At 70.7% G+C, this 26,927-nt stretch carries 25 protein-coding genes and 3 tRNA genes; 11 read left to right on the top strand and 17 right to left on the bottom strand.

Going from position 1 to position 26,927, the window contains the following annotated elements; all coding sequences use genetic code 11:
- Positions 1 to 63: 63 nt before the first annotated feature.
- From panC to tilS, 12 genes are all read right to left on the bottom strand, one after another.
- Complete coding sequence (gene panC / locus AVW09_RS15805; protein WP_063258954.1) at positions 64 to 918, bottom strand: pantoate--beta-alanine ligase; 855 nt, start codon at positions 916 to 918, stop codon at positions 64 to 66.
- The gene (locus AVW09_RS15800; RefSeq protein ID WP_063258990.1) at positions 915 to 1,646 is read right to left on the bottom strand and encodes a DUF2520 domain-containing protein; all 732 of its coding nucleotides are present in this window, start codon (positions 1,644 to 1,646) and stop codon (positions 915 to 917) included. The genes panC and AVW09_RS15800 overlap by 4 nt, the downstream gene beginning before the upstream one ends.
- Entirely contained in the window at positions 1,643 to 3,190 is a 1,548-nt protein-coding gene (locus AVW09_RS15795) for a PH domain-containing protein (protein WP_063258953.1), read from the bottom strand. The genes AVW09_RS15800 and AVW09_RS15795 overlap by 4 nt, the downstream gene beginning before the upstream one ends.
- An 89-nt stretch (positions 3,191 to 3,279) precedes the next feature.
- Positions 3,280 to 3,876: a PH domain-containing protein gene (locus AVW09_RS15790; RefSeq protein WP_063258952.1), complete on the bottom strand. Its 597-nt coding sequence runs from the start codon at positions 3,874 to 3,876 to the stop codon at positions 3,280 to 3,282.
- A complete protein-coding gene (locus AVW09_RS15785) occupies positions 3,821 to 4,315 on the bottom strand; it encodes a DUF3180 domain-containing protein (protein ID WP_063258951.1) in 495 nt (164 codons plus the stop codon). Before AVW09_RS15785 ends, AVW09_RS15790 begins: the two co-directional genes overlap by 56 nt.
- Positions 4,312 to 4,941: a 2-amino-4-hydroxy-6-hydroxymethyldihydropteridine diphosphokinase gene (folK, locus tag AVW09_RS15780; RefSeq protein ID WP_082823033.1), complete on the bottom strand. Its 630-nt coding sequence runs from the start codon at positions 4,939 to 4,941 to the stop codon at positions 4,312 to 4,314. Before folK ends, AVW09_RS15785 begins: the two co-directional genes overlap by 4 nt.
- Positions 4,938 to 5,306: a dihydroneopterin aldolase gene (gene folB / locus AVW09_RS15775; RefSeq protein ID WP_063258950.1), complete on the bottom strand. Its 369-nt coding sequence runs from the start codon at positions 5,304 to 5,306 to the stop codon at positions 4,938 to 4,940. The genes folK and folB overlap by 4 nt, the downstream gene beginning before the upstream one ends.
- Positions 5,306 to 6,097, bottom strand: coding sequence for a dihydropteroate synthase (gene folP, locus AVW09_RS15770; RefSeq protein WP_063258949.1), 792 nt, complete (start codon positions 6,095 to 6,097; stop codon positions 5,306 to 5,308). The genes folB and folP overlap by 1 nt, the downstream gene beginning before the upstream one ends.
- Positions 6,094 to 6,684: a GTP cyclohydrolase I gene (folE, locus tag AVW09_RS15765; RefSeq protein WP_063258948.1), complete on the bottom strand. Its 591-nt coding sequence runs from the start codon at positions 6,682 to 6,684 to the stop codon at positions 6,094 to 6,096. The genes folP and folE overlap by 4 nt, the downstream gene beginning before the upstream one ends.
- Before the next feature lie 6 nt (positions 6,685 to 6,690).
- The gene (gene ftsH / locus AVW09_RS15760) at positions 6,691 to 8,697 is read right to left on the bottom strand and encodes an ATP-dependent zinc metalloprotease FtsH (protein WP_063258947.1); all 2,007 of its coding nucleotides are present in this window, start codon (positions 8,695 to 8,697) and stop codon (positions 6,691 to 6,693) included.
- Positions 8,698 to 8,846: 149 nt separating this feature from the next.
- The gene (gene hpt / locus AVW09_RS15755; protein ID WP_063258946.1) at positions 8,847 to 9,398 is read right to left on the bottom strand and encodes a hypoxanthine phosphoribosyltransferase; all 552 of its coding nucleotides are present in this window, start codon (positions 9,396 to 9,398) and stop codon (positions 8,847 to 8,849) included.
- A gap of 23 nt (positions 9,399 to 9,421) precedes the next feature.
- Positions 9,422 to 10,423, bottom strand: a complete 1,002-nt coding sequence (tilS, locus tag AVW09_RS15750; RefSeq protein ID WP_063258945.1) for a tRNA lysidine(34) synthetase TilS — start codon at positions 10,421 to 10,423, stop codon at positions 9,422 to 9,424.
- Between the two features lie 106 nt (positions 10,424 to 10,529).
- Here tilS and AVW09_RS15745 point away from each other — a divergent pair, with 106 nt between their 5' ends.
- A complete protein-coding gene (locus tag AVW09_RS15745) occupies positions 10,530 to 11,063 on the top strand; it encodes an inorganic diphosphatase (protein ID WP_022879724.1) in 534 nt (177 codons plus the stop codon).
- A 60-nt stretch (positions 11,064 to 11,123) separates the two neighbouring features.
- Here AVW09_RS15745 and AVW09_RS15740 read toward each other — a convergent pair whose 3' ends face one another.
- A complete protein-coding gene (locus tag AVW09_RS15740) occupies positions 11,124 to 12,452 on the bottom strand; it encodes a M23 family metallopeptidase (protein WP_082823032.1) in 1,329 nt (442 codons plus the stop codon).
- Positions 12,453 to 12,769: 317 nt separating this feature from the next.
- Between AVW09_RS15740 and AVW09_RS15735 the strand changes: the two genes are divergently transcribed.
- From AVW09_RS15735 to AVW09_RS15725, 3 genes are all read left to right on the top strand, one after another.
- A tRNA-Glu gene (locus AVW09_RS15735) sits at positions 12,770 to 12,842 on the top strand.
- A gap of 26 nt (positions 12,843 to 12,868) precedes the next feature.
- Positions 12,869 to 12,942 (top strand) — tRNA-Asp (locus AVW09_RS15730).
- A gap of 64 nt (positions 12,943 to 13,006) precedes the next feature.
- Positions 13,007 to 13,079: transfer RNA gene (locus AVW09_RS15725), tRNA-Phe, on the top strand.
- A 208-nt stretch (positions 13,080 to 13,287) separates the two neighbouring features.
- Here AVW09_RS15725 and AVW09_RS15720 read toward each other — a convergent pair.
- The 3 genes from AVW09_RS15720 to AVW09_RS15710 form a co-directional block, all read right to left on the bottom strand.
- Entirely contained in the window at positions 13,288 to 14,871 is a 1,584-nt protein-coding gene (locus AVW09_RS15720; protein WP_063258943.1) for an AMP-binding protein, read from the bottom strand.
- A gap of 102 nt (positions 14,872 to 14,973) precedes the next feature.
- Positions 14,974 to 16,167 (bottom strand): chromate efflux transporter, encoded by a 1,194-nt coding sequence (gene chrA / locus AVW09_RS15715; protein ID WP_063258942.1) that lies wholly within the window; start codon positions 16,165 to 16,167, stop codon positions 14,974 to 14,976.
- Between the two features lie 44 nt (positions 16,168 to 16,211).
- Complete coding sequence (locus AVW09_RS15710; RefSeq protein ID WP_063258941.1) at positions 16,212 to 17,168, bottom strand: Gfo/Idh/MocA family protein; 957 nt, start codon at positions 17,166 to 17,168, stop codon at positions 16,212 to 16,214.
- A 181-nt stretch (positions 17,169 to 17,349) separates the two neighbouring features.
- On the opposite strand from AVW09_RS15710, the gene AVW09_RS15705 reads away from it, so the two are divergent.
- The 7 genes from AVW09_RS15705 (at position 17,350) to AVW09_RS15675 (ending at position 24,472) form a co-directional block, all read left to right on the top strand.
- Positions 17,350 to 18,435, top strand: coding sequence for a polysaccharide deacetylase family protein (locus AVW09_RS15705; RefSeq protein WP_231901864.1), 1,086 nt, complete (start codon positions 17,350 to 17,352; stop codon positions 18,433 to 18,435).
- 132 nt (positions 18,436 to 18,567) lie between these two features.
- Positions 18,568 to 19,692: a glycosyltransferase gene (locus tag AVW09_RS15700; protein WP_063258939.1), complete on the top strand. Its 1,125-nt coding sequence runs from the start codon at positions 18,568 to 18,570 to the stop codon at positions 19,690 to 19,692.
- A 42-nt stretch (positions 19,693 to 19,734) separates the two neighbouring features.
- Positions 19,735 to 19,989 carry a glutaredoxin family protein gene (locus tag AVW09_RS15695; RefSeq protein WP_022879717.1) on the top strand — a complete coding sequence of 85 codons (255 nt, stop codon included), beginning with the start codon at positions 19,735 to 19,737 and terminating at the stop codon, positions 19,987 to 19,989.
- Between the two features lie 8 nt (positions 19,990 to 19,997).
- Positions 19,998 to 20,933: a hypothetical protein gene (locus AVW09_RS15690; RefSeq protein ID WP_063258938.1), complete on the top strand. Its 936-nt coding sequence runs from the start codon at positions 19,998 to 20,000 to the stop codon at positions 20,931 to 20,933.
- Positions 20,923 to 22,161: a kynureninase gene (locus AVW09_RS15685; protein ID WP_063258937.1), complete on the top strand. Its 1,239-nt coding sequence runs from the start codon at positions 20,923 to 20,925 to the stop codon at positions 22,159 to 22,161. The genes AVW09_RS15690 and AVW09_RS15685 overlap by 11 nt, the downstream gene beginning before the upstream one ends.
- Before the next feature lie 33 nt (positions 22,162 to 22,194).
- A complete protein-coding gene (locus AVW09_RS15680; protein WP_082823030.1) occupies positions 22,195 to 23,943 on the top strand; it encodes a cation:proton antiporter in 1,749 nt (582 codons plus the stop codon).
- Positions 23,944 to 24,004: 61 nt separating this feature from the next.
- Positions 24,005 to 24,472 carry a dehydrogenase gene (locus tag AVW09_RS15675; protein WP_063258936.1) on the top strand — a complete coding sequence of 156 codons (468 nt, stop codon included), beginning with the start codon at positions 24,005 to 24,007 and terminating at the stop codon, positions 24,470 to 24,472.
- 65 nt (positions 24,473 to 24,537) lie between these two features.
- On the opposite strand, the gene AVW09_RS15670 is transcribed toward AVW09_RS15675, so the two are convergent.
- Positions 24,538 to 26,883 (bottom strand): ATP-binding cassette domain-containing protein, encoded by a 2,346-nt coding sequence (locus tag AVW09_RS15670; protein ID WP_063258935.1) that lies wholly within the window; start codon positions 26,881 to 26,883, stop codon positions 24,538 to 24,540.
- Positions 26,884 to 26,927: the final 44 nt, after the last annotated feature.

The raw sequence follows: 26,927 nt of genomic DNA, 5'->3' as shown, positions 1-26,927 counted from the left end.
TCCTCGGGGTCTCATCGAGTTTATCCGCGAGGCGCCGGGCGTTTTCTCGGAGCGGGGATCCCCTCAGCGCAGGGAGATCTCCGCGTTGTCGATGAACCGGTGCCCGCCGACCGTCGCGGCGATGAGCGCAATGGCCCGTCCGCGGTGCCCGTCGTCGACGGGGAGGAATGTCTCGGGATCGACCACCGAGAGGTACTCCAGACCGATGCGCGGCTCCCCCATCAGCGAGGACTGCGCGGCGGCGATGCAGGAATCCACACCCAGATCGGCATTGGATGCCGCAGCCTCCAGGGCGACCGGGAGCTTCGCGGCAGCGCGACGATCCGCCGGGTCCAACAGACCCACGCGACTCGAGATCGGAAGACCGTCCTCCGCGCGCACGGTCGGCACCAGCGCCGTCTCGATCCCGAAGTCGAGGTCGCGGATCATTCGCCGCACGAGGAACTCCCGCTGCAGGTCGCGCTCCCCGTACACCGCGACGTCCGGGCGGATGAGGTGGAACAGCTTGGCCTCGACCGTGAGGACCCCGTCGAAATAGAACGGTCGCGTGCGTCCCTCGTAGCGCAACCCCAGGTCGCCCGCGGACACGCGGGTGGTCGCGGTCCCGGCGGGGAGGAACTCCGCCGCTGTCGGCGCGAAGACGAGATCGATGCCGAGTTCGTCCAGCAGATCGGCGTCCGCGTCGGGGGTCCGGGGATAGTTCGCGGTCTCCTCCGCCGTGCGGAATCGGAGCGGGTTGACGAACGTCGACACCACCACGAGGTCGGCCCGCTCGCGTGCGGTGCGAATGAGGTCGACGTGACCGTCGTGGAGGGCCCCGAGCGTCGAGACGAGAGCGACGCGCGCAGCACCGCCCGTGCGACCTGCGCCTCTGGCCTCGGCCAGTCGGGTGCGCAGATCCGAGATGGTGCGGATCATCCGTCGATCGTAGCGTCCGGCGGGATGCCGTCCGCGCCGGCCGACCCCGTCCCCTCCACCAGCGCCTGGTCGACGCTGGAGCGCACGAGCGCCGAAAGGTACGCCCCGGTGTTCTCCACGCCGACGCCGGCGAGGAGTTCGGCCGACTGGCGCACGATGGACCGTGAGAACTGCGTGGCGGTCGCGACGGCCTCGGCGTATGCGGGACGGTCGGCCTCCGCGATCACCACCGGTTCGCATCCGAGTTCGACCGCGAGCGCCTGGGCGATGGGCAGCACCGGAGCGGGTGCCGTGACGGCCGCGTACGCCTGCGAAAGCTGGCGGAGGTCGATGGACGACGCCCCGGTGAACACGATCGCCGGGTGGATGGCGAGCGGGATGACCCCGCGCTGCAGTGCCGGCGCCAGCACCTCGACGCCGTACCCCGGGTCGGTGTGCAGCACGAGCTGCCCGGGCTGCCACGCACCGATATCGGCGAGCCCGGCCACGAGCCCCGGTAGCTGGTCGTGGGGCACGGCCACGACGACGAGCTCGCTCCGGCGCACGACCTCCTCCGACGACAGCACAGGGAGTCCGGGAAGGATCGCCTCCACGCGGTCGTCGTCCGATCCTGACGTGATGCCGGTCAGGGCATGGCCCGCGCCCGCGAGGGCGGCCCCGATCACGGGGCCCACGCGCCCCGCGCCGATGATGCCGACACCGAGCCGACCGTCGCGTCCCCCGCTCATCCGGCCCACCGGTGGCTCCGGTCGCCCGCCGCCGCCGCGACCGTCGCGCGGGCGGCGTCGTCGAACAGCGCGAGCGCGGCATCCCGGTCGAGAGCTCCGACCGAGGTCCGGACCGTGCCGGGGATCACGTGCGCGGCGAGAGTCGCCGTGCGGGTCGCCCGGGCGAGCGGCCCCTGCCGCAGCCCGATGGACTGCAGCCGCGCCAGAGGGATGACTGCGAGGGTGCGGTGCGCCCAGCCGCGGCGGAGGAAGATCGCGTCCGCCGAGACGACGGCGCCATTGCGCCGCCACGACAGGGGTCGCAACAGCCAGACCCGACGGGGTGTGCTCACGTACGGGTCGTCGTCCACCGGGCCCAGGATGCCGTGGCGGAAGACGTACGTCCATTCGTCGGCGGGGAGGGCCGGGAGGAGAATCCCCAGCACGCGCTCGACGTCCTCGCGCGTCCCGATGGGGAGTACGGTCGCGAACGGATCCGCGTTCGAGTCCGACGACCCGCGGCTGTGGCCCGTCAGCCGGTTGACCGAGATGCTCCACCACCCGAACGGGCGCCACATCAGGGGCTGGTGCACCTCGATCGCGTGGACACGACCCGGGGGGAGCACCTCGCTCACCGTCGTGAACAAGCCCGACGTGAGCCGTACCCCATCGGGGCTGGGGGCGATCGCGTACCGCAGTCCCCGCGCGATCGAACGCACGTAGTAGGCCCCGAAAGCCAGGAAGGCAGGAACCATCGTGAACAGCACCCACAGCGTCGAGAACGAGGCCGCGACGATGATCGCGGCGATCAACGCCACGAGCGTCAACGTGGAACCGCTCAGCACCCGCGACGCGACGAGACGCCCGAACGGGATCCGCACGATGCTCTCGGGTTCGGCGTCGGAGAAGTCCTCGCCGTCGACGATGCCCTGGATGCCGGCGGCCACCGCATCGGCCGCCTGCTGGACCGGAGACCCGGATGCGACCGCGGCCGCGCCGCGCTCCGCCAGGCGGCGACCGGATGCCAACCGCAGAATGTCGCCGCGGACGGTTTCAGCCGCAGGCGCGGACAGGTACTCGAGCTTCACGTTGGAGTCGAGACCGGCACCGACCACCTCCAGCTTCGCGAGGCCCAGGAGACGTGCCACCAGCGGCCGCGTCAGGTTGACGCCCTGGACACGGTCGAGCGGGGCCCGACGGTGCGTGCGGAAGAGGACTCCGGACCGAACCTCGACGTCGTCGTCGCTGATCCGGAAGGTGTGGAACCGCCACGACAACCGGAAGATGACGAGCAGCACGATGAGCACCGCGAGCGCCCCACCCCCGGCGATCAGGATGAGGTTGTGGGCCAGGATGAAGTCGACCGGGTCGGGTGGGATGACGCCGGGCGGCAGATCCGTCACGGCGGGCAGGAACAGCTCGATCAACCGCTCGCGCAGGTTCGCGACGATCACACCGATCATCACGACGAGGAACAGCCCGCCGCGCAGCAGTGGCGTGAGGGGGTGCAGGCGCTGCCACTCGCCGTCGCTCAGCGGCGACCGCACGAGCGCCCGGGGAGGCACCCCGTCGTGAGCGGACGAAGCATGGCCCGGCGGCGCAGCACCGAGCGCACCGTCCCCAGGCAGCGCCCCGCCCGGACGCGACGGATCGGTCACAGCCCGGTCCGGCGGGTCTCGGCGACGTCGATGAGGGTGTCGCGCAGCTGCTCTGCGGCGGCCTGCGTCAGGCCCGGGATGGTGATACCCGAGGAGGCGGCCGCCGTGACGAGCTTGAGCTGTGCGATCCCGAAGCCGCGGTCGAGCGGACCGTGCGTGATGTCGACAAGCTGCATGCGGCCGTACGGCACGGCCACGACGCGCTGCCAGAGGATCCCCCGGCGGAACACGAGGTCATCACGCCGCAGCTGGTATCCGAACGCGCGCGCCTGGCGCGGCGTGATGATCATCGTGATCGCCGTGATGAGCAGGATCGCGCCGGCGGGGATCCACTGCCAGAAGACACCACTCAGAACCTGGACGACGATGGCGGCGGCGAGCGCCACCGCGAACACGGCACCCTGCGAGATCAGCTGCACCCGCACGTACGCGCGCGCGAGCTGGTGCCACGTGCCGTCCCCGAGGGGCAACCGCCCGGGGCCGCGCGGCTCGAGGATGCGCGAATACGTCGCATCGTCGAGCACGGATGCCGTGGACTCAGGCGGGGGAACCGGCGTCGGGGTGCGCTCCGGAAGATCCGGGGTGTTCGTCATCGTCGTCCTTCCGGATGGTGCACAGCTGCTCGGCCACGAGTCCCGCGACGACGAGGAGGGCACCACACACGGCCGTCGCGATGATCGACCCCAATGAGCCTAACGACGGAGTGAAGGGACGTGTGAAGACGAAAGTGAGAAGCCCCAGCGCGAAGCCGGTCGCGGCTGCGCCCACGAGAGAGGAGGCCTTCGCCAGCATCGCGATCCGCAGGGCCCGGAACGGGTCGATGCGCCGGCCGCTGCGGCCCCGCGACGCCCGGAAGATCGGCACGGCTAACGCCACGACGACAGCGCCCAGAAGCACGAGGATGGTCGGCAGACTCGCCGCGGGCACGAAAGTGGGACGCCCCGTCGACGTGAGCACGGTGTCGACGAGGAACCCGACGACGAGACCTACGAGCGCCGCGATCAGGAGGATCGTCGCCCCTGTCCGCTTCACTGCGTCCCCCTCTCCTCGGCACTGGCCGACGGCGCGTCCTGCCCCGCCCCGTCGACCGACCGAGCGTCATGCCCGGCTTCGTCAACCGACCGAGCGTCACGCGTCCCACCGCCGCGCACACCCGCCAGCAGCGCGTCCACGCGACCGCGGCCGGGGATCACGGCATCCGGGTCGATCGCCACCCACGGAGCGAGCACGAACTCGCGCTCGTGCGCACGTGGATGGGGAACCGTCAGCCGCTCGTCGTCGATGCGCTCGTCACCGTAGGTGATCAGGTCGAGGTCGAGCGTGCGGTCGCCCCACTTCTCGCGCCGCACGCGGCCGTGCTCGGCCTCGATGCGGTGGAGCTCGCGCAGCAGGGTCGTCGGAGCGAGGCGCGTCTGCAGCAGAGCCACGGCGTTGAGGTATCGCGGGGCGTCCGCATCCTCGCCCGTGAGCGTCACGGCCACGGTCTCGATCGGCTCCGACACGCGCACGTCGGTGGTCAGCGGCAAGAGCCGGAGCTCCTCGACGGCCGCGGCGAGCGTTTCGGCGCGGGCACCGAGGTTGGCACCGAGCGCGACGACCGCTGCGATCGGATCGTGGGCGGGCGGGTCGCCGATGCCGTGAGCGAGGCGAACACTCACGCGCGGCCCCTCCGGATCGTCACCGACACGTCGCCGAACGGCACCGTGATCGGCGCCTGCGGCTTGTGCACGGTCACCGTCACGAGCATCACCCGCTCGTCGGACAGCACGTCATCGGCGATTCGCTGCGCCAGGGTCTCGAGGAGATCGACGGGGTCGTTCTCGACGTGCGCGACGACGCGTTCGGCGAGCTCGCCGTAGTGCACGGTGTCCACGACGGCATCCGATTCGGCTGCCGGACGCAGTGACAGCTGCAACGCGACGTCGACGACGAACTCCTGCCCCTCGCGCTTCTCCTCGGCGTACACGCCGTGGAAGCCGAAGGCGCGTACCCCCGTCAGCGTGATCTCGTCGGCGAAGTCCATCAGGCCTCCCAGGCGCGGGCGACGGCGAGCGCGTCGCGAGTGGTCGGAACGTCGTGCACGCGTACGGCCCAGGCGCCGGCGCGCTCGGCCAGGACGCTGGTGACGGCGGTCGCGAGGTCGCGGCGGGGGAGGTCGGCATCCGCGCCGAGCACATCCGCCAAGAACCGCTTGCGGCTCGTGCCCACCAGGACGCGACAGCCGAGCCCCGCCAGCCGCGGCAGCGCGCGCAGCACCTGCCAGTTTTGATCGCCGCGCTTGCCGAAACCGATGCCGGGATCTACGACGATCCGAGACCTCGGGATGCCCGCGGCCTCGGCCGCGTCGACCCGCTCCGCAAGCTCACCGAGCACCTCGGCCACCACGTCGTCGTAATCGGCTCGCGCGTACATCTCGGATGACGGCCCGCGCCAGTGTCCCAGCGCGATCTCCGCATCGGACTCGGCGACGGCCGCGAGCATCTCGGCATCCGCGAGTCCACCGGAGACGTCGTTGACCAGACGCGCCCCCGCCGCCACGGCGGCCCGCGCCGTCGCGGCGTTCATCGTGTCGATGCTGACGAACAGACCCTCGGATGCCAGCACCTCCACGACCGGGAGAACACGCTGCTGCTCGATCCGCGGTGCGACGCGATCCGCACCGGGCCGGGTCGATTCGCCGCCGACGTCCAGCAGGTCGGCCCCCTGGGCCGCGAGGGAACGCCCGTGCGCGATCGCGACGTCGGGGTCGAGGAAACGACCGCCGTCGCTGAAGGAATCGGGGGTGACGTTGAGGATGCCCATCACGAGCGTCACGGGCGGTCCCGCCCGATCAGCGCGACGAGCTCGGCGCGGCCGGCCGGGTCGGTGTAGACCCCGCGCGCGGCGATCGTGACGGTCGACGCGTCGGGCTGACGACCCCCGCGCATCGTGACGCACTCGTGCTCGGCATCCAGGATCACCAGCACGCCCCGCGCGTCGAGAGCGCCGGCGATCGTGTCGGCCACCTGTTCGCCGAGCCGCTCCTGCACCTGCGGGCGGGCCGCGAGGATGTCGATCACGCGCGGCAGCGCCCCGAGTCCCACGACCCGCTCACCCGGCAGATACGCGACGTGCGCCCGACCGCGGAACGGCAGCAGGTGGTGCTCGCACATCGAACGGAACGCGATGTCCCGGAGCATCACCGCCCCGGAGGGCAGGGTGTCCGGCGCCGGCCCGCGGCTCACCGAGATCGTGTGCTGCAGCGGGGCCGTGGCATCCTGCCCCACTCCCCCGAAGAACTCGGTCCAGGAATCCGCCACGCGCGCCGGAGTCTGCCGGAGGCCCGGGCGATCGGGGTTCTCCCCGATCGCCTCGAGCAGCTCGCGTACGAGCGCCGACACGCGCTCCCGGTCGACGGCCACGGCGCCTTAGGCGGTGGCCGGACGCGTCTGTCCGCTCGGCCGCTGGCGCTGCGGCTGGGTCGCGGGCTGAGCGTCGGCCTCGACGGACGCGGCGACACCCGAGGGCGCCTGACGACGCGGCACCTCGACCGGCGGAAGGCTCGACACCGGGCGGTCGCCCGAGGAGAGCCACTGCGGGCGCGGGGGCAGGCGCTTGACGTCCTTGAAGATCTCGGCGAGCTCCAGGTGGTCGAGCGTCTCCTTCTCGAGGAGCGCGAGCGCGAGGCGGTCGAGCACCTCGCGGTTGTCGTTGATCACCTGGTACGCCTCGTTGTGCGCCTGCTCGATCAGTCCGCGGACCTGGGCGTCGACGCGCTCGGCGATGCGCTCCGAGAAGTCACGACCGTGACCCATGTCGCGGCCCATGAAGACCTCGCCCGACGACGAGCCGAGCTTGACCGGGCCGACCTCGTTCGTCATGCCGTACTCGGTCACCATCTTGCGGGCGATGCTCGTCGCCTTCTCGATGTCGTTCGAGGCGCCCGTGGTGGGGTCGTGGAAGACGATCTCCTCCGCGACGCGGCCGCCCATGGCGTACGTCAGCTGGTCCTGCAGCTCGTTGCGGGTCACGGAGTACTTGTCGTCGAGCGGCAGCACCATCGTGTACCCGAGCGCCTTGCCGCGCGGGAGGATCGTGACCTTGGTGACGGGGTCGGTGTGGTTCATCGCCGCCGCCGCGAGAGCGTGACCGCCCTCGTGGTATGCCGTGATGAGCTTCTCCTTGTCCTTCATCACGCGCGTGCGGCGCTGCGGACCGGCGATGACGCGGTCGATCGCCTCGTCGAGGGCGCGGTTGTCGATGAGCTGCGCGTTGGAGCGCGCGGTCAGGAGAGCGGCCTCGTTCAGCACGTTCGCCAGGTCGGCACCCGTGAAACCGGGCGTCTTGCGGGCGACGACCTCGAGGTCGACGGAGTCCGACAGCGGCTTGCCGCGGCCATGCACCTCGAGGATGCGCTGGCGCCCCTTGAGGTCGGGGGCGTCGACGCCGATCTGCCGGTCGAAGCGGCCCGGGCGCAGGAGCGCGGGGTCGAGGATGTCGGGACGGTTGGTCGCGGCGATGACGATGACGTTGACCTTGGGGTCGAAGCCGTCCATCTCGACGAGCATCTGGTTCAGCGTCTGCTCGCGCTCGTCGTGACCGCCGCCCATGCCGGCGCCGCGGTGGCGACCCACGGCGTCGATCTCGTCGATGAAGATGATCGCGGGCGAGTTCTCCTTCGCCTGGTTGAAGAGGTCGCGCACACGGCTCGCGCCGACGCCGACGAACATCTCGACGAAGTCCGAACCCGAAATCGAGTAGAAGGGCACGCCCGCCTCGCCGGCGACGGCGCGGGCGAGCAGGGTCTTACCGGTTCCGGGAGGGCCGTACAGCAGCACGCCCTTGGGGATGCGCGCGCCGACCTCCTCGAACTTCTTCGGGTCCTTCAGGAAGTCCTTGATCTCGCCGAGCTCTTCGATCGCCTCGTCGGAGCCCGCGACGTCCTGGAACGTGACCGTCGGGGTCTCCTTCGTGACGAGCTTCGCCCGCGACTTCCCGAACTGCATGACCTTGCTTCCACCGCCCTGCGCGCTGGAGAGGAGCCACCAGAACAGCAGCCCGAGCAGCACCAGCGGCAGCATGAGCGAAATGAACCCGTCGAACCAGCCCGGGCGCGGGACCACGTCGTTGAAGCCGTCCTTCGGGGCGGCGTTGTCGATCGCGGTCGCGACCTCCGAAGCACGCGCACCGCCGTAGTAGAACTGCACACTGTCGGCGCCTTCGTACGGCTGGGAGAGCTTCAGATCCACGCGCTGATCGGTGTCATTGGTCGTCGCGGATGCCACCGTGCCGCCCTTGAGCAGCTGGAGACCCTCCTGAGTGGAGATCTGGCGCGCGCCGCTGAGGTTCGTGATGAGCGAGAAACCGATGACCAGAAGCAGACCGACCAGCAGAACGTAGATGATCGGATTGCGCGTGATCTTCTTGAAATCCATGGTGGGCGAGCCCAGCCCTTTCGTGATCCGCTCGGGGAAAAGCGGTTCAAACAGGGTAACGCCCGACGGCTATGCCGAGACTGTGCGTTCGTCGTGGGCGTACCGGGACCACGGATGCCACGCCCCGGCGCGCGGCGTCCCGACCGCCGTCAGGAGTAGACGTGCGGCGCGAGCACGGCGACGTCGCGCAGGTTGCGGTACTTCTCGGCGTAGTCGAGCCCGTAGCCGATGACGAAGTCGTTGGGGATGTCGAACCCGACGTAGCGGCACTCCACCTCGACCTTCATCGCGTCGGGCTTGCGCAGGAGCGCGAGGACTTCGACCGACGCGGCACCGCGAGAGGCGAAGTTCTCCAGCAGCCAGCTGAGGGTCAGGCCGGAGTCGATGATGTCCTCGACGATCAGGACGTGCTTGCCCGTGATGTCGGTGTCGAGGTCCTTGCGGATCTGCACGACACCGCTCGAGCGCGTACTCGCCCCGTACGAGGACACGGCCATCCAGTCCATCGTGATGTGGATCGGCAGGTGGCGGGCGAAGTCGGCCATCACCATGACGGCGCCCTTCAGCACGCCCACGAGCACGACGTCGCGCCCGGCGTAATCTTGCGCGACCTGCGCGGCGAGTTCGGCGAGCTTGCCGTGGATCTGCTCCTCGGTGAGGAGGACTTCGCTGATGTCGTCGGAAATATCGGCCGCGCGCATCCTGAAAGTCTACGCAGCAGGAATCAGGATGCCGCCCGCGCGACGATCTCGATCCGCCCGCCGACGCGTCGAGCGACGCATCCGGGCAGGTCGATGGGGCCCTGTCCGTGCCAGTCGGTCGCGAGCCGGGCGACCTCGAGGGTCTGCGCGCGGGTCAGGGCGACGCCGAACTCGCTGTCGACGACGTAGCGCACGATGCGATTTCGAAGCGCCGCGGGATTCGCGGCCAGCGCCGCGACCGACACCGAGATCCCGGCTTCGGCGTGCTCGACGATGTCCTCGATCGTCTCGTCGATCATGTCCTGGAACGCCGCCGCGTCCTCGCGCAGCTGCTCCGCGGTGCGGGCGAGCGCCTCGGCGACCCCCGGCCCCAGTTCGCGCTCGAGCGTCGGAAGGACGGTCTCGCGGACGCGCACGCGCGCGTATGCGGGGTCGAGGTTGTGGGGGTCGCGCCACGGATCCAACCCCTCCGCGACGCACGCGGCCGCGGTCACCTCTCGACGGACGCCGAGAAGCGGACGCAACCACACCGGGCCGGTGGCATCCCTCCGCTCGGGAGACATGCCGGACAGGCTCGCCGCACCCGACCCGCGCGCGAGGCCGAGAAGCACCGTCTCGGCCTGGTCGTCGAGGGTGTGGCCGAGAAGGACGGCGTCCGCCCCGGTCTCCGCGGCGGCACGCGCGAGGGCGGCATAACGCGCGTCGCGGGCCGCGGCCTCCGGACCACCCGCCCCGCGCACCTCGACCGCGACCACCCGAGCGGCGAGCCCGAGCCCCCGGGCGATGTCAGCCGCGCGTTCGGCGATCGTCGCCGACCCGTCCTGCAGCCGGTGGTCGATGACGACGGCCTCGGCCCGGATGCCGAGCCGCGGGGCTTCGAACGCGGTCGCCGCGGCGAGGGCGAGCGAATCCGCCCCTCCCGACAGCGCGACGAGGATCGCGCCGGCGCGTCCGTCGAGGCCCGACCGCACGGCCCGCCGCACCTCGGCGACGGCGGGATCGAGTCCGGGGCGTCGCTCGTGCATGGCATCCACGCTAATCGTTGTGTCGCGGCGAGAACCCGAGCCGACGGCAGCCGAACCGCCCCGGCTAGGCTGGGCGCGGAAATCCATCGATCTAAGGAGCACACGTATGGGCGCGTACGACGCCGTCATCGAGATCCCGCGCGGCAGCCGCGTGAAGTACGAGGTCGACCACGGCACCGGCCGGGTCTTCCTCGACCGCATCCTGTACACGGTGTTCGGTTACCCGGCGAACTACGGCTTCTTCGAGAACACCCTCGGCGAGGACGGCGACCCGCTCGACGTGCTGGTGCTCCTCGACCGCGACCTGTACCCCGGCATCCTCGCGAAGGTGCGCCCCGTCGGCGTGCTGAAGATGAGCGACGAGGCCGGTGGTGACGACAAGGTCGTCGCGGTCCTCGCGAAGGACCCGCGCTGGGACCACATCCAGGACGTCGGCGACATCGACGACTGGACGAAGAAGGAGATCTCGCACTTCTTCGAGCACTACAAGGACCTCGAGCCCAACAAGTGGGTCAAGGTCGACGAGTGGGCGGATGCCGCCGAGGCCGAGCGCCTGGTCGGCGAGGCGTTCGCGCGGTTCGAGGAGCACGACGCACAGACCAAGACGCAGGGGGAGGGCGAAGCGCCCAACACGCTCTGACCTTCCCGGTCACGACGAAGCCCCCGGTCCTCTCAACTGGACCGGGGGCTTTCGCGTTGCTCAGACCCAGACGCCGCGGTTGCGCAGCCACGGGGCGGGGTCGGTCGTGCCACCACCGGGCGGGTAGACCTCGAAGTGCAGGTGGCATCCGAACGAATTGCCCGTCTGACCCGTCGCGGCGATCTGCTGACCGGCAGAGACGCGCTGACCACTGGAGACGTAGATGCCGCCGCTGACGATGTGGGCGTAGCCGGTGCCCGATCCGTCATCGTGCTGGATGCGGATGTAGTTGCCGTAGCCCCCGTTCGGACCGGCATACGTGACCCGGCCGCTCGCGGCGGCGTAGATGGGAGACCAGCAGCTGGCGCCGAAGTCGAGGCCGAGATGCCACGTGCTCGCGCAGTAGTTCGGCCCGCACTCACCGGTACGCGGTCCGTACCCCGACGTCGTGCCCGCCGAGGAAGGCCGGGCCCATCCGGAGCCGCCGACGCTTCCGCCGCCGCCACCTCCGCCGCCGCCTCCGCCGCCGCCGCCACCGCCACCGCCACCGTTGTTCGCTGCGGCGGCCGCAGCTGCGGCTGCGGCGGCACGATCGCGTGCCTCGGCCTCTTCACGGGCCTTGCGCTCGCGCTCCTCGCGGGCCTTGCGCTCGGCCTCGACGCCGGCCTGGTAGTCGGCCACGGTCTTCGCCGTGGTGTCCTGCAGCGCAGCGAGCTGGGCCTGAAGCACGACCTGGTTCGCCTGCTGCGCCGCGAGAGCCGCCTGCGCGGCGTCGGCTGCCTGCTGAGCGGCGACCATCTTGTCTTCGGCGACCTTCTGCAGACGGTCGCGCTCGGCCTTGGCGTCATCGGCCTGACCGCTCAGGTTCTTCGCGTTGTCGCGCGCGGCGACCGCGGCAGCGTAGACGGAGCGGTTGCGCTCGAGCAGCTTGTCCATCGTGCCGAGCTTCGCGAGCAGATCGTCCGCCGTTGCGGCCGAACTCGAGAAGAAGAGATCCAGCGACGTGTCGTCGCCACCGGTCTTGTAGAGCTGGGCGGCGACCTTGCCGGCCTTCGTCGCGGCATCCGTGGCCTTGGCCGCTTCCGCATCCGCCTGGGTGCGCAGCTGCTGGGCGCGATAGTCGGCGTCGAAGAACGCCTGCTGCGCGGCGTAGTACTCGTCCGAGCGGGCGACGACCTCGGCCTGGGTGCGCTCGACATCGGCCTGCAGTCCCGCGATCAGGCCCTGGATCCGCGTGATCTCCGCAGCCTTGGCCGCCTCGTTCGCCCGAGCGGCCTCGACGTCGGCCCAGGAGGGGTAGTCGGCAGCGAACGCCGGCGATGAGGATGCCAGCGTGGGGACCGTGACCCCGATCGTGCCGAGAGCGACGGCGCCGAACGCACCGAGCATGAGGGCACCTCGGCGATCGACGGAAGGCCAGAGCCGAGCCCGCTCGCTCGGGCTCGGCGCACAACCGCAGTCGTCAGCGCCGTCGTGGGTTTCAGGCGTCACGGGATTACCTCATCTCACCGGTTCGCAACTCGCACCACAGTAGCAACACGAATCACACGAACAACAGGGCGAGTTCCCGCTGCCGGGGACCAGTCTGGCCCGCCGACACGCCAGGGAAGCGGAGCGCCACGCCCCCGATTGGCAATCTCACAAATCATGAAGTAGGCTCGGTCGTCGGCAAGTGAGCACGGAATCGCACGATTCGGGGTTCATCCGGCCCCATCGTTTAGCGGCCTAGGACGCCGCCCTTTCACGGCGGTAGCACGGGTTCGAATCCCGTTGGGGTCACTCACCGGTCACAATTAAACAAGCATGGCCCTGTAGCGCAGTTGGTTAGCGTGCCGCCCTGTCACGGCGGAGGTCGCGGGTTCAAGTCCCGTCAGGGTCGCTCCACAGCGACGGGCCTTCTTTCGAGGAGGCCTTTCGTTTAGGAAGCGGCAGACATGCCGCTCGGCTCTGTAGCTCAGTTGGTAGAGCGTTCGACTGAAAATCGAAAGGTCACCGGATCGATGCCGGTCGGAGCCACACGGGTGACCGTTACAGTCACCCCAGGAACCCTCGCGTAGCTTCTACATCGCGGGGGTTTCGTCTTTTCCCGCTCGTCCCGCCGCCACGCCCCGCGCTCGGCGCCCGGGCGCCCGCACCCGTTTGAGTGTCCAAGACACGCGGACGCGCGGCGGGGCCGTCCGCGCGTCCTGGACACTCAACGAACACGAACGCGGGCCCACACGCGTCACGCCTCGCGGGCGCGCAGGTCCTTCCGCAGGATCTTGCCGGATGCCGACTTGGGAATGGCATCCACGAACTCCACGCGCCGCACCTTCTTGTGGGGCGCGACCTCCGCCGCGACGAACGCCATGACGTCGTCGGCTGTGAGCTCCGCACCCGCGGCCGGAACCACGAACGCCTTGGGGATTTCCTGCTTCTCCTCGTCGAGGACGCCGATGACGGCGGCATCCTGAATCTTCGGATGCGACAGCAGCAGCGCCTCCAGCTCGGCGGGGGCGATCTGATACCCCTTGTACTTGATCAGCTCCTTCAGCCGGTCGACGATCGTGAAGTAGCCGTCCTCATGGTGCGTGGCGATGTCGCCGGTGTGGAGGAACCCGTCGTCGTCGATCGTGTCCGCCGTGGCATCAGGCCGGTTGAGGTAGCCGAGCATCACGTTCGGTCCGCGCACCCAGAGCTCGCCCGGCGCGGTGAGCCCGTCATCGCCGTGCTCCTCGATCTCGGCACCGGACTCGATGTCGACGAGCTTGGCCTCGACGTTCGGGATCAGGACGCCCACCGAGCTGACCGGCATGTCCTCCCGCTCGGGCGGGATCGCGTGCGACACCGGGCTGAGCTCGCTCATGCCGTACCCCTGGAAGAACCGGGCGTGGATGCGGCGGCCGGCCGTCTCGGCCGTCTCCCCGTCGAGCGGGGCGGCGCCGGAGAAGACCGTGTGGACGCTCGAGATGTCGAAGTCGTCGACGACCGGATGCTTGGCCAGGGCGAGCGCGATCGGCGGAGCGATGAACAGGAACGTGCAGCGATGCGCCTGGATGCAGCGCAGGAACGCCAGCAGATCGAACTTCGGCATCGTGACGAGCGTCGCGCGCTGCCGCAGCGCGAGGTTCAGCAGCACGGTCATGCCGTAGATGTGGAAGAACGGCAGCACGGCGAGCACGCGGTCGTCGCTGTTCAGGCGGATGCTCACGCGGCACTGGTCGACGTTCGCGACGAGGTTGCGGTGCGAGAGCATCACGCCCTTCGGGACGCCGGTGGTGCCCGACGAGTACGGCAGCACGGCGACGTGCGTGGCCGGGTCGAACGAGGCCTCGGGCGGTGTCCGCTGCTCCGTGAGCAACGACCGCAGGTCCGGGTGGCCCTCGGCGCCGTCGAGGACGACGATGCGCTCGTTCGGAATACCGACGGCGCGCGCGGCCTCGGCGGCGGGCCCGAGCAGGGGCGAGACGGTCACGAGCCAGGTGGCGCCGGCATCCCTCAGCTGGGTTTCGATCTCATGGGCCGTATAGAGGGAGTTGACCGTCGTCACCACCGCGCCCAGGCGCAGGATGCCGTGGAACACCGTCGCGAAGGCGGGGACGTTCGGGCACAGCAGCGCGACCACCGTCTCGGTGTCGACGCCCCGATGAGCCAGCGCACCGGCGAAAGCGTCGACCTGCGCGCGCAGGGTGCCGTAGGTCGTCTCGGCTCCCGTCTGGGGATCGATGATCGCCACCCGGTCGAGGTCGGCGTCCTCGAGCGAGCCGAAGAGGTGGTCGTAGACGCTGACGGACGGGATCTCGATACGCGAGTACGGGCTGTGGAACACGGGATCTCCTTCGATACCGGATGCGGCGCCGTCGCCGTGCGCCCATCCTGCCAAAGGCGAAACTCGGTGTCACTCCTTTCGAGACGGAGGTTCAGCCGACTCTCAGAGCAGTGACAGCGCGATCCCGCCCACGGCGCCGATGATGACGACGGCCCACGCCGGCGTCCGGAACGTCGTCAACAGCACGAAGCCGACGAGCGCGAGCACGAACGGCCCCGGGCCGGTGATCGCCGTCGTGAACACGGGCGTGTACAAAGCGGCCGCCAGGATGCCGACGACCGCCGCGTTCGCTCCGCGCATGGCCGTGCGGACCCGCGGACGGCCGCGCAGCGCATCCCAGAAGGGCAGAACGCCGACGAGCACGAGGAACCCCGGCAGGAAGATCGCCGCGAGCGCGACCGCCGCTCCCGCGACCCCGCCCGGACCGACCGAGGAGACGGCGCCCAGGTATCCGGCGAACGTGAAGAGCGGCCCCGGGACGGCCTGTGCGGCGCCGTAGCCGGCGAGGAACGCGTCGGGCGACACCCAGCCGGTCTCCACGACCGCGCCCTGCAGGAGCGGCAGGACGACGTGACCGCCCCCGAAGACCAGGGCACCGGACCGGTAGAAGGCGTCGGCGAGCGCGACCACGCCCGATCCCGTCACCGCGGCCAGGACGGGAAGCCCGAGGAGCCCCACGACCGCGACGATGAGGCATCCGATCGCGACGGCGCGGGGAACGCCGAACGACGGCAGGGACTCTCCGGGCGGGTCGGCCACCTCCCGCAGCAGGAGCAGCCCCGCGAGGACCCCGATCGCGAGCGCGCCGAGCTGCCCGACCGCCCCCGGGGCGACGAGAGCCAGCGCCGTCGCGACGACGGCGATCGCGGCCCGCGGCGGGTCCGGTGTGAGCGAGCGCGCCATGCCCCACACGGCCTGCGCGACGATCGCGACGGCGACGATCTTCAGCCCGTCCAGGATGCCGCCACCCACCGGCCCGCCGAACAGCGATGCTCCGGCGGCGAACGCGACGAGGAGCACAGCCGAGGGAAGGGTGAACCCGAGGAACGCCGCGAGGGCGCCGAGGAACCCGGCGCGCTGCAGGCCCATCGCGAACCCGACCTGGCTCGACGCCGGCCCGGGAAGGAACTGGCACAGGGCGACCAGGTCGGCGTACGCGCGGTCGTCCATCCACCGGCGCCGCGTGACCAGATCGTCGCGGAAGTAGCCGAGGTGCGCGATCGGTCCGCCGAACGACGTGACACCCAGACGGAGGAACGCGAGGAACACCTCGGGAACGGTGCCGGCTCGTGTCATCCGCTCTTCCTAACGTCCCGGAGGAAACGACGGGTGAACCGGGCTCATCGCAGGGGTCGCGGGAGGACGCGGTCCACGAGCCGCAGGGTCTCCGCCGTCCGGGCGTGATCCTTCGCGATGTCGGCGCCGTTCACCGCATCGCGGAAGCGCTCGACCTCGCCGACCATGGGGTTATCGGGAGCGTCCACCTCGACGGTCTCGGGTACCCCGCCGCGTGGCGCGAGGACGAGGCGGCGCGGGGCGTCGATCGCGTCGATCGAGAGGGAGCCGTCCTCGCCCTGGATCTCGCTCGGCAGCGACGTGTCGGTGATCTTCGACCACGCGACATCGGCGAGGAACCCGTCGTACTCGACGATGGCGCTGCCGAGCCCGTCGGCGCCCGACGCGATGCCCACGCGGCTCCCGAGGATCCCGAGCGGCTCGCCGAACAGCAGCACGAGCGCGTGGAGGGGGTACACGCCCAGGTCGCGCAGCGCGCTGCCGCCCCACACCGGGTCGAAGATGTTCGTCTGCTCGCCCGCGAGCACGTGGTCGTACCGCGGCGAGCGCTTCTCGTAGCGGAACGACACCCGGCGCAGCCGACCCACGCGCGGGAGGAGGTCCTGGACGACCCGGATGCCGGGATCGTAGGCCGTCCGCATCGCTTCGAGCAGCACGACGCGGCGCTCATTCGCCCGCGCCACGAGCGCGTCCCACTCCCCCGCCGTGAGGGTCGCGGGCTTCTCGACGAGCACCGGGATGCCGGCATCCACCGCTGCCCGGACCTGCGCCGCGTGCACGGAGTTCGGGCTCGCGAGGTAGACGGCGTCGACGTCGCCCGCGGCGAGCAGCGCGTCGAGGCCCTCCGCGATGCCCGGGGCGCCGATGCGCGCGGCGAACTCCCGCGCGCGTCCCGCATCTCGCGACGCGACCCGAGCGAGCTCGACGCCGTCGACCGTGCGGACCGCGTCCGCGAAACGCTCGGAGATGGAACTGGTCCCGACGATGCCGATGCGGATCATCCCCCCATCATGGCGGCGACGTCCTGCGTCTTCGTCCACGTCCTTCGCGAAACGTCCCACTAGGATCGCCCTGATCGTGGGGACGATCGGCACGATCTAGGGGGCGGAATCGATGGGGACGCGCACGCAGGCACGCCGACGTGCATCACGGCGGGCACGCCTCCGCCGCACCGTCGCGGCGGTGGTCGCGATCGCCCTGATCGGCGGGGGCGTGACGGTGTTCGCGCTGCTGCGCGGTTCGTCCGCCGGACCCGTGGCCGAGAACAGCCCGACGCCCGTCGCGACCGCGACGCCCACGCCGACACCCACCCCGACCCCTCTCACCGCGGCGCAGAGACTCCTGTCGACCAGCGCCGACCCGAAGGCGTGCGCCGTCTCCTTCGCGGGCGACGGGATCGCCCTCGACCCGCAGCTGCAGACCGAGGACACCCGCTACGCCGCGCTGCCGCTGCCGCGCGCCGACGGGCGGGTGTTCGCCGGCTGGTACGCCACCGCCGCCGACGCTGCGGCGCTCACGCTCCCGGCGCGCATCAACGGCGCCGACCTGGTCGCCTGCACCGGCCGGCAGAAGACGCTGTACGGGGCGTGGACGACCCCCGAGAAGAACGCGGCGGAGGACGCCGGCATCCCGATGCTCATGTACCACCAGTTCACGCGGAACCCCGAGGGCGAGGACGGGTGGCTCCGCGCGAACTACACGTACATCGGCGACTTCGACGCGCAGATGGCGTACATCCAGCAGTCCGCCTTCTACCTGCCGACCTGGGACGAGCTGAGCGCCTTCATCGATGGGGCGCTGTTCCTCCCCCGCCACTCCGTGATCATCACCGACGACGACGCCGACAGCACCTGGCTCGAGCAGGCCGCGCCGGTCGTGGACGCCCGACAACTGCTGACCACCTCGTTCGTGATCACGTCGGCCCGCACCGAGGGCGCGCCCAACCGCTTCGTCCAGCAGCGCTCGCACACGCACGACATGCACCGCGCGGGCGCGAACGGGAAGGGACGCATGGTGAACGAGGACGCCGACACCATCGCCGCCGACCTCGAACAGTCCGCCGAGATCCTCGGCGCGAAGGAGGTCGTGGCATATCCGTTCGGCCATTACAACGACACGACCAAGGAAGGCGTGCGTCGCGCCGGGTTCGACCTCGGACGCACCGTCGAGCACGGATACGTGCGCGTCGGAACCGACAAGCTCGCGCTCCCGGTCATCCGCATCAACTACGGGATGACGGTGGACGACGTGAAGGATGCCATCGGCTGAACGGGGCGTGGAACCGCTCCCTGAGTCCCGCGTGCCGCTAGCTCACAGGTGAATGATCCACAATCCTAAGTTGGGCCACGCGTGGGCCCCTCTACGCTGTGTACCTCCGGACCCACCGAAACGCGAGCATCCATGGACCTATCCGTCATCGTTCCGACCTTCAACGAAGGTCCGAACGTCGCCGAACTCGTCCGTCGAACGACGGCAGCGCTTCCCGGCCGTGCCGTCGAGATCCTCTTCGTCGACGACTCCACCGACGACACCCCGGACATCATCCGGGCGGTCGCGGCTCAGGCATCCATCCCGGTGCGGCTCCTCCACCGCGATCAGCCCGTCGGCGGTCTCGGCGGAGCCGTCGCCGACGGCATCCGGGCCGCGGCATCCGACTTCTGCGTCGTGATGGACGGCGACCTGCAGCACCCGCCGGAGGTCATCGCCGAGCTGCTCGCCCGCGCCGAGATGGGGGACGCGGACGTCGTCGTGGCCTCGCGCTACATCGCGGGCGGAACCTCCGACGGCCTCGCGAACGCGGTGCGCACGCTCGTGTCGCGCGGGTCGACGATGCTGACCAAGGCCATGTTCCCGCGGAAGCTGCACAACTGCTCCGATCCGATGACCGGGTTCTTCCTCATCGACCGCACCTCGCTCGACGTCGAGGGTCTGCGTCCGCGCGGCTTCAAGATCCTTCTCGAGATCCTCGCCCGCAAGCAGATGCGCGTGGCCGAAGTCCCGTTCTCGTTCGCGCCGCGTTTCGCCGGCGAGTCGAAGGCGTCGTTCAGCCAGGGCATGCGGTTCCTCACGCAGCTCACGATGCTGCGCTTCGGCCGCATGTCGGCGTTCGCCGTCGTCGGTGGCATCGGCGCCGTGGCGAACCTGCTGATCACGTGGGCCCTGACCGGGATCGGCGTGCAGTACCTCGTGGCTTCCGTTATCGCGAGCGTGCTGACGATCATCGGCAACTTCCTCGCGCTGGAGTACCTCGTCTTCGCCGACATGCGCGCGGAGTCGGGGCTCATGCGCCACCGGTTCCTCAAGTCGTTCACGTTCAACGGCATCGAGGCACTCGTCCGCATCCCCCTGCTGTGGCTGCTCGTCAGTGCCGCGCACCTGCACGTGGTCATCGCCACCGCGGTGACGCTGCTCGCGGCGTTCGTCGTCCGGTTCGTGTACCACGCCCTGGTCGTCTACGCCCCCAAGCGCAGCCGCCTGGCGCAGATGCCCCTCCCCGAGACCCTCGAGGACGAGATCGCCGCCTGACGGCCCCGGCCGGGCCGGGTCCCGGCGGCGTACCCTGGAACCATGTCTGACGCATCCATCCGCATGTTCGGCGCCGACTGGTGCCGCGACTGCATCCGCACGAAGAAGCAGCTCGACGAACTCGGTGTCGCCTACGAGTACGTCGACCTGGTGGCCGACCCGGCCGCCGCCGATGTGGCCAAGGAGATTTCCGGTCGCACGAACATCCCCGTCGTGGTGTACCCCGACGCTTCGCACCACGTCGAGCCGTCGAACGCCGACGTCGAAGCCAAGCTCCGCGAGCTCTCGCTCATCTGACGCTCCCGATGCTCGCCGCCGCGTGGCCGGTTCGCCGTCACGCGACCGGTGAGATCGGGACGTCGCTCCCGGCGTTCGCCGACCACCACGTCCACGCCCACCTCGTCGAGATCGACGCCCTCCCCGCTCGCGGGATCGCCGCTGTCGTGGACCTCGGTGGCGATCCGGCGGTGCTCGCGCGACGCGCGACGGGGCTGCCTCGCGTGTCTTTCGCCGGGGCCTTCCTGACGGCGCCCGGCGGATACCCGAGCGGGCGGTCCTGGGCACCGGATGCCATCGTGCACACCGTGTTCGACCCGTCGCTGCACCCGGGCGTTCCGGGTGGGGCGCGCACCGCTGTCGATGCGCAGGCCGACGCCGGCGCCGCCGTCATCAAGGTCGCGCTGAACGCCGACGCGGGGCCCGTGCTGCCCGACGCGGTCCTGGACGCCGTCCTGGCCGCGGCCGCCGACCGAGGTCTGCCGGTCGTCGCCCACGCCCAGGGCGCCGGGCAGGTCGAGCGCGCGATCGACCGGGGCGTCGCCGCCCTGGCTCACACGCCCTTCGACGCCACGCTCTCCCGACACTCCCTCACCCGCGCGGCGGAGGCGGGCCAGATCTGGATCTCCACGCTCGACATCCACCGAGGGGAGGCGCGCGCCCGGGCCATCGCCCACCTCGGCGCCTTCGCCGCTCACGGCGGACGCGTGCTGTACGGCACCGACCTCGGCAACGGGCCACTCCCCCTCGGCGTCAATCGCCGCGAGCTCCTCGCGCTGCAGGAGGCCGGGATCCGCGGCGACGCGCTCGTGGCATCCCTCACCGATCCGTGGCCGGCGAGGACGGGCACCGACGCCGTGCGCAGCTTCCTCGCGGGTCCCGCACCGACCGACCCCGACGATCTCGCGACCTGGCTGTCGCGGGCGACCGTCGTCCCGACCGAGGAGCTCACCCGTGTCGACTGAATCGCTCGCCGCTGAGGCCGAGGCTTCGGATGCCACCGACCCGCTCGCCGCGTATCGCGACGCGTTCGTCGGCACCGAGACGTCGCTCGTGTACTTCGACGGCAACTCGCTCGGCCGGCCGCCGCGCGCCACGGCCGAGAGGCTGCGCACCTTCGTGACCGACGAGTGGGGCGGGCGCCTCATCCGCGGCTGGGACGAGTCGTGGATGGACCTGCCGTTCCGGATCGGCGATCGCCTCGGCCGATCGACGCTGGGGGCCGCGGCCGGGCAGACGATCATCGGCGACTCCACCACCGTGCTGCTCTACAAGTTGCTGCGCGCCGGGCTCGCGGAGCGTTCCGCGGCTGACCCGGAACGCGTCGAGATCGTCGTGAGCCGCGACGACTTCCCCACCGACCGCTACCTCGTCGAGGGGATCGCCGCCGAACGCGGCGCGCGGGTCGTGTGGGTCGAGGTCGACACGTCACGCGGAGTGGATGCCGACGCGCTCCGCGCCGTGGTCGAGCCACGCACCGCGGTCGTGCTGCTCAGCCACGTGTCCTACCGCTCCGGATATCTCGCGGACGCCGAGACTCTCACGCGGATCGCGCACGACGCCGGCGCCCTCGTGCTGTGGGACCTGTGCCATTCCGCCGGGTCCGTCCCCGTCGAGCTGGACGCGTGGGGCGTGGACCTCGCCGTCGGATGCACGTACAAGTACCTGAACGGCGGCCCCGGCTCCCCCGCGTTCGCGTACGTCGCCGACCGCCATCAGCGGACGCTGACGCAACCGATCCAGGGCTGGATGGGCGCGGCCGACGTCTTCGCGATGGGGCCGGAGTACCGACCGGCCGACGGCATGCGGCGGTTCCTCTCGGGGACGCCGCCGGTGCTCGCGATGCTCGCGATGCAGGACACGCTCGATCTCATCGAGGACGCAGGGATCGCGGCGATCCGCGCGAAGTCCGTGGCGCTGACCGAGTTCGCGCTGCGGGTGGGCGATGGCATCCTGGCTCCGCTCGGGGTGGGCCTCGCGTCGCCCCGCGACCCGGCCGAGCGCGGTGGGCACGTGACCCTGTCGCACCCGGCGATGCGGGCGGTCACGGCACGGCTGTGGGCCGGTGACGTGATCCCGGACTACCGCGACCCGCACGGACTGCGGATCGGCCTCGCGCCGCTGTCGACGAGCTTCGCCGAGACCCTGACCGGACTCGTCGCCGTGGCGGAGGCCCTGCGGGCCGAGGGCTGAGCACCGCCGGGGCGGCCGCGCTAGCCTCGGAGCGTGATCGACCCCCTCCTCATCGTCGTCGGCGGGATCGTGGTGGTCTCGCTCGTCACGGTCATCGCGCCGCGCTTCAACATCGCCGGGCCCCTGGTGCTCATGGCGATCGGCCTGGGCGTGAGCCTGCTGCCGTTCGTCCCGGCGTTCACGATCCCACCCGACGTGATCCTCATCGGGGTGCTCCCGCCGCTGCTGTACTCGGCCGCGCTGCAGCTGCCGGCGATCGAGTTCCGCCGCGACTTCGCGCCCATCGCGGGACTTTCCGTGCTCCTCGTGGTGCTGAGCTCGCTCGGCCTCGGCCTGTTCTTCGCCGCTGTCATCCCGGGACTCGGACTCGCCCTCGGCGTGGCGCTCGGCGCGATCCTGAGCCCGACGGATGCCGTGGCCACCTCGATCGCGAAGCGTTTGGGCATCGCTCCCCGCGTCATCACCCTGCTCGAGGGCGAGAGCCTCCTCAACGACGCGACCGCGCTCGTACTCTTGCGGACGGCGGTGGCGGCCGTGGCATCCGGCTTCGCCTTCGGCGATGCCGTGGCCAACTTCGCCTGGGCCGTCGTGATCGCCCTCGCGATCGGAGCGCTCGTGGGGTGGGGGAACCTTCGCCTCCGCGAGCGCGTCAGCAATCCCGCGGCGAACACCGCGCTGAGCTTCACGATCCCGTTCATCGCGTACCTCCCCACCGAGCACCTCGGCGGGTCGGGGCTCGTGGCGGCGGTGGTCGCCGGGATCGTCACCGGTCAGGGCGCGGCCCGCCGCTTCACTCCGGAGCAGCGGCTCAGCGACCGACTCAACTGGCGGACGATCGAGCTGATCCTCGAGGGCGGCGTCTTCCTCGTCTTCGGCCTGGAACTCAAGGACATCGTCAACGCCAACCTCGGGGAGCACGAGGGCCTGTGGTACGGCACGTGGCTCGCACTCAGCGCTCTGGGTATCTCGCTCGGCGTGCGGGCCCTGTACGTCACGGGGATCATCTGGCTGCAGGGACGGCGCAGCCGGAGGCATGTCGCGCACCGCGAGCGCGCGGAGAAGATCAGCGAGCGCATCGATGAGATGGAGCAGGCGTATCGTGCCGACCCCGCCGCCTTCGAGAGCCGGGTCTCGAACCCCGACCGGGCCAAGCGCGGCTTCGGCCTGGTCCGCCGCCGGGTCACGCGGACCCTGGCCGACCTGGACTATTACCGCGACAGTCCTCTGGGCTGGCGGCACGGCATCATCATCGTGTGGGCCGGGATGCGCGGCGTCGTCACCCTCGCGGCCGCGCAGACGCTGCCCCATGACGGTGTCGGCGACCGCTCGCTGCTGATCTTCGTGGCGTTCCTCGTCGCGCTGTTCAGCCTCCTGATCCAGGGGCTGACGCTGTCGATGGTCGTCCGGAGCGTCGGCCTCTCCGAGGGCGCGGGCGAAGGACCCACGCGGGAGGAGCAGCACGCGCTGGATGCCGAACTTCGCACGGCCTCGGTCGCGGCCCTGACCGCGGGGAAGCTCACGCGACGGAACGGCGAACCGTTCCCGTCGGACCTCCTCGAGCGGGCCGGGGCGCGGCTGGCGCGGCCGACCGACGACGACCTGACGGCGAGAGCCCGCGACCTGCTCGAGTTCCGGCTCGCCTCGGTCGACGCGATGCGCCGCGAGCTGAACCGCATCAGCCACGACGGCCGGTACAGCACCGCCGCGCTGCGCCACGCCCTCGCCGAGCTCGACGCCGACCAGCTGAGCCTCGAGCTGCGCATCGACGGCGAGGACGATTAACGCGGCGGGGCGGGGGCGGGGCGGTGTCGGGGGCGTACGGCAGAATAGACGCGGAGGTGCCATGAGCGAACCGATCCCGACGCCGTCGACGGATGCGACGAGCGCCGCCACGTCGGTCGCTCACACGGCCGCCGACTGCCCGCAGTGCTTCACCGAGATGCAGAGCGACGGAGCCTGGTGGCGCGCCCGCCCCGCCGGTTCGCGGCTCGTGGGGCTGGTGGTCTCCCGCCCCGGGCTCCCGTCGATCGTGCAGCAGCGCGACGACCTGACTCGCTTCGGCGTTCCCATCGAGGGCTTCCGCCACCCGGCGCCGGAGACGCTCGAGGACTGGGCCGCACGACTCGACCGGTTCTTCGGCACGCTCACGCGCGGCGACGTCCTCGTCGTCACGACGGTCGAGGCGCTCGGCGTCTCTCGCGCCGACGCGTCCCGCGCCGTGGCCGAACTCCGTCAGCGCGGGGTCATCGTCAAGGTGCTCGCCCACGGCGACCGGCACCTGCACACGGCGACGGTCACACCCCCGGCCTGATCCGGGCGCGGCAGCGCGCCGGCGTTGCGCCGTGACGCCCTCGGGGCCGGAGAGGTAGCCGCGCCTCAGGCCCCGACGTACCGCGCGAGGTGCTCGCCGGTGAGCGTCGATCGCGCGGCGACGAGATCCGCCGGAGTCCCCTCGAAGACGATCGTGCCACCGTCCCGCCCGGCTCCCGGACCGATGTCGATGATCCAGTCGGCGTGCGCCATGACGGCCTGGTGGTGCTCGATCACGACGACGGTGTTGCCGGCATCCACGAGCGAATCGAGCAGCGCCAGCAACGTGTCGACGTCGGCGAGGTGCAGACCCGTCGTCGGCTCATCGAGAACGTAGACCGCGCCCTTCTTCGCCATCGAGATCGCGAGCTTCAACCTCTGCCGTTCGCCGCCCGACAGGGTGTTGAGCGACTGGCCGAGGGTGATGTACCCCAACCCCACATCGACGAGGCGTCCGAGTACCGTCGCCGCGGGCCCCTTGGTGAGGAACGTGGATGCCTCGGCCACCGACATCTGCAGGACCTCGGCGATGTTCTTCCCGTCGAGCGTGTACTCCAGCACCTCGTCGGCGAACCCGGTTCCGCCGCACAGTTCGCAGACGGTCTCGACCGTGGACTGGAAGCCCAACTGCGTGACGATCACGCCCAGCCCGTTGCACGCGACGCACGCACCCTCGGAGTTGGCGCTGAACAGCGCGGGCTTGACGCCGTTCGCCTTCGCGAAGGCCGAGCGGACGGCATCCAGAATGCCGGTGTAGGTCGCCGGGCTGCTGCGCCGCGAGCCCTTGATCGGCGTCTGGTCGACGACCACCACGTCGTCGTGCGCGGGAAGGTTGCCGTGGATCAGCGACGACTTGCCCGATCCGGCGACTCCCGTGACGACCGTGAGGACGCCGAGAGGAACATCGACGTCGACGTTCTTCAGGTTGTGCTGCGACGCTCCGCGGATCGGGATCGCCCCGGTCCGCGGGCGCACGGCCGCCTTCAGCTCGGCGCGGTGGTCGAGGAAGCGGCCGGTCAGAGTGTCGGAGCCGCGGAGTCCGGCGACGTCGCCCTCGTACTGGATCGTCCCGCCGTCGCGGCCCGCGCGAGGGCCGAGGTCGACCACGTGGTCGGCGATCTCGATCACCTCGGGCTTGTGCTCGACGACGAGCACCGTGTTGCCCTTGTCGCGCAGTTGGCGGAGGGTGTCGTTCATCCGCTGGATGTCGTGCGGGTGCAGGCCCGCGGTCGGCTCGTCGAACACGTACGTGATGTCGGTCAGGCTCGAGCCGAGGTGGCGGATCATCTTGGTGCGCTGCGCCTCGCCGCCCGAGAGGGTTCCGCTCGCGCGGTCGAGCGACAGGTAGCCGAGGCCGATGTGGACGAAGGCGTCGAGCGTGTCACGGAGGCCGTCGACGACCGGCGCCACCGACGGGTCTTCGATCGTGCGCACCCAGGCGGCGAGATCGGTGATCTGCATGGCCGCGGCATCCGCGATGTTGACCCCGTCGATGCGCGACGAGCGCGCGCCCTCGTTGAGCCGCGTGCCCCCGCACCCCGGGCACGGCACGAAGGTCACCGCCCGATCGACGAAGGCGCGGATGTGCGGCTGCAGACCGTCGCGATCCTTCTGCAGCATGCTCTTCGTGATCTTGGGGACGAGCCCCTCGTAGGTCATGTTCGAGCTGGCGATCTTCACCTTCTGCTGCTCGCCGTAGAGGAAGATCTGCCGCTGCTCGGGCGTGAAGTCGCGCACGGGCGTGTCGCCGTCGAAGAAGCCCGCCTCGGCGAAGATCCGCACCATCCAGCCGTCGGCGGTGTACCCGGGGACGAGGATCGCGCCGTCATTGAGCGAGAGCGACTCGTCGACGATCTGGGTGAGGTCGATGTCGCTCACCTGCCCGAGACCCTCGCAGTCCGGACACATGCCGCCGGTGATCTCGAACGACCGGCGCTCTCGCTGCCCCTTGCGGGCACCGGTCGCGATCGTCACGGCTCCCGCACCGGACAGCGACGGGACGTTGAACGAGAACGCCTGCGACGAGCCGACGTGCGGCTGCCCGAGCCGGCTGAACAGCACGCGCAGCATGGCGTGGACGTCGCTCGCCGTCCCCACGGTGGATCGCGCGTTGGGCGACATCCGCTCCTGGTCGACCCGGATCGTCGCGCTGAGGTTCTCGAGCGCATCGACCTCGGGCCGCGACGGCTGACCCATGAACTGCTGGACGAACGTCGGGTACGTGTCGTTGATGAGCCGCTGCGACTCGGCCGCGATCGTGCCGAAGACCAGCGACGACTTGCCCGAGCCGCTCACCCCCGTGAAGACGGTGAGTCGCCGCTTGGGAACGTCGAGGTCGACGTTCTTGAGGTTGTTCTCGCGCGCACCGCGCACGCGGATGACGTCGTGGGCATCGGCGGGGGCATCGGTCATGGCGGCTCCTCGGAGGTTCGCCCCTCAGTGTGACGGAGGCCTCC

The organism is Microbacterium sp. T32 (assembly GCF_001619615.1).
In the GTDB taxonomy this organism is placed as follows: Bacteria; Actinomycetota; Actinomycetes; order Actinomycetales; family Microbacteriaceae; genus Microbacterium.
Note: the sequence above shows the minus strand (reverse complement) of the source record. Positions and strands in the feature narration are given on the sequence as shown.

Coding starts and splice junctions, on each gene's coding strand:
- AVW09_RS15745 (WP_022879724.1), top strand. CDS start 10,530: ATGGGCGCGTACGACGCCGTCATCGAGATCCCGCGCGGCAGCCGCGTG.
- AVW09_RS15675 (WP_063258936.1), top strand. CDS start 24,005: ATGAGCGAACCGATCCCGACGCCGTCGACGGATGCGACGAGCGCCGCC.
- panC (WP_063258954.1), bottom strand. CDS start 918: ATGATCCGCACCATCTCGGATCTGCGCACCCGACTGGCCGAGGCCAGA.
- chrA (WP_063258942.1), bottom strand. CDS start 16,167: ATGACACGAGCCGGCACCGTTCCCGAGGTGTTCCTCGCGTTCCTCCGT.
- AVW09_RS15700 (WP_063258939.1), top strand. CDS start 18,568: ATGGACCTATCCGTCATCGTTCCGACCTTCAACGAAGGTCCGAACGTC.
- AVW09_RS15790 (WP_063258952.1), bottom strand. CDS start 3,876: ATGACGAACACCCCGGATCTTCCGGAGCGCACCCCGACGCCGGTTCCC.
- AVW09_RS15690 (WP_063258938.1), top strand. CDS start 19,998: ATGCTCGCCGCCGCGTGGCCGGTTCGCCGTCACGCGACCGGTGAGATC.
- folB (WP_063258950.1), bottom strand. CDS start 5,306: ATGGACTTCGCCGACGAGATCACGCTGACGGGGGTACGCGCCTTCGGC.
- AVW09_RS15710 (WP_063258941.1), bottom strand. CDS start 17,168: ATGATCCGCATCGGCATCGTCGGGACCAGTTCCATCTCCGAGCGTTTC.
- AVW09_RS15740 (WP_082823032.1), bottom strand. CDS start 12,452: ATGCTCGGTGCGTTCGGCGCCGTCGCTCTCGGCACGATCGGGGTCACG.
- AVW09_RS15695 (WP_022879717.1), top strand. CDS start 19,735: ATGTCTGACGCATCCATCCGCATGTTCGGCGCCGACTGGTGCCGCGAC.
- ftsH (WP_063258947.1), bottom strand. CDS start 8,697: ATGGATTTCAAGAAGATCACGCGCAATCCGATCATCTACGTTCTGCTG.
- tilS (WP_063258945.1), bottom strand. CDS start 10,423: ATGCACGAGCGACGCCCCGGACTCGATCCCGCCGTCGCCGAGGTGCGG.
- hpt (WP_063258946.1), bottom strand. CDS start 9,398: ATGCGCGCGGCCGATATTTCCGACGACATCAGCGAAGTCCTCCTCACC.
- AVW09_RS15670 (WP_063258935.1), bottom strand. CDS start 26,883: ATGACCGATGCCCCCGCCGATGCCCACGACGTCATCCGCGTGCGCGGT.
- AVW09_RS15800 (WP_063258990.1), bottom strand. CDS start 1,646: ATGAGCGGGGGACGCGACGGTCGGCTCGGTGTCGGCATCATCGGCGCG.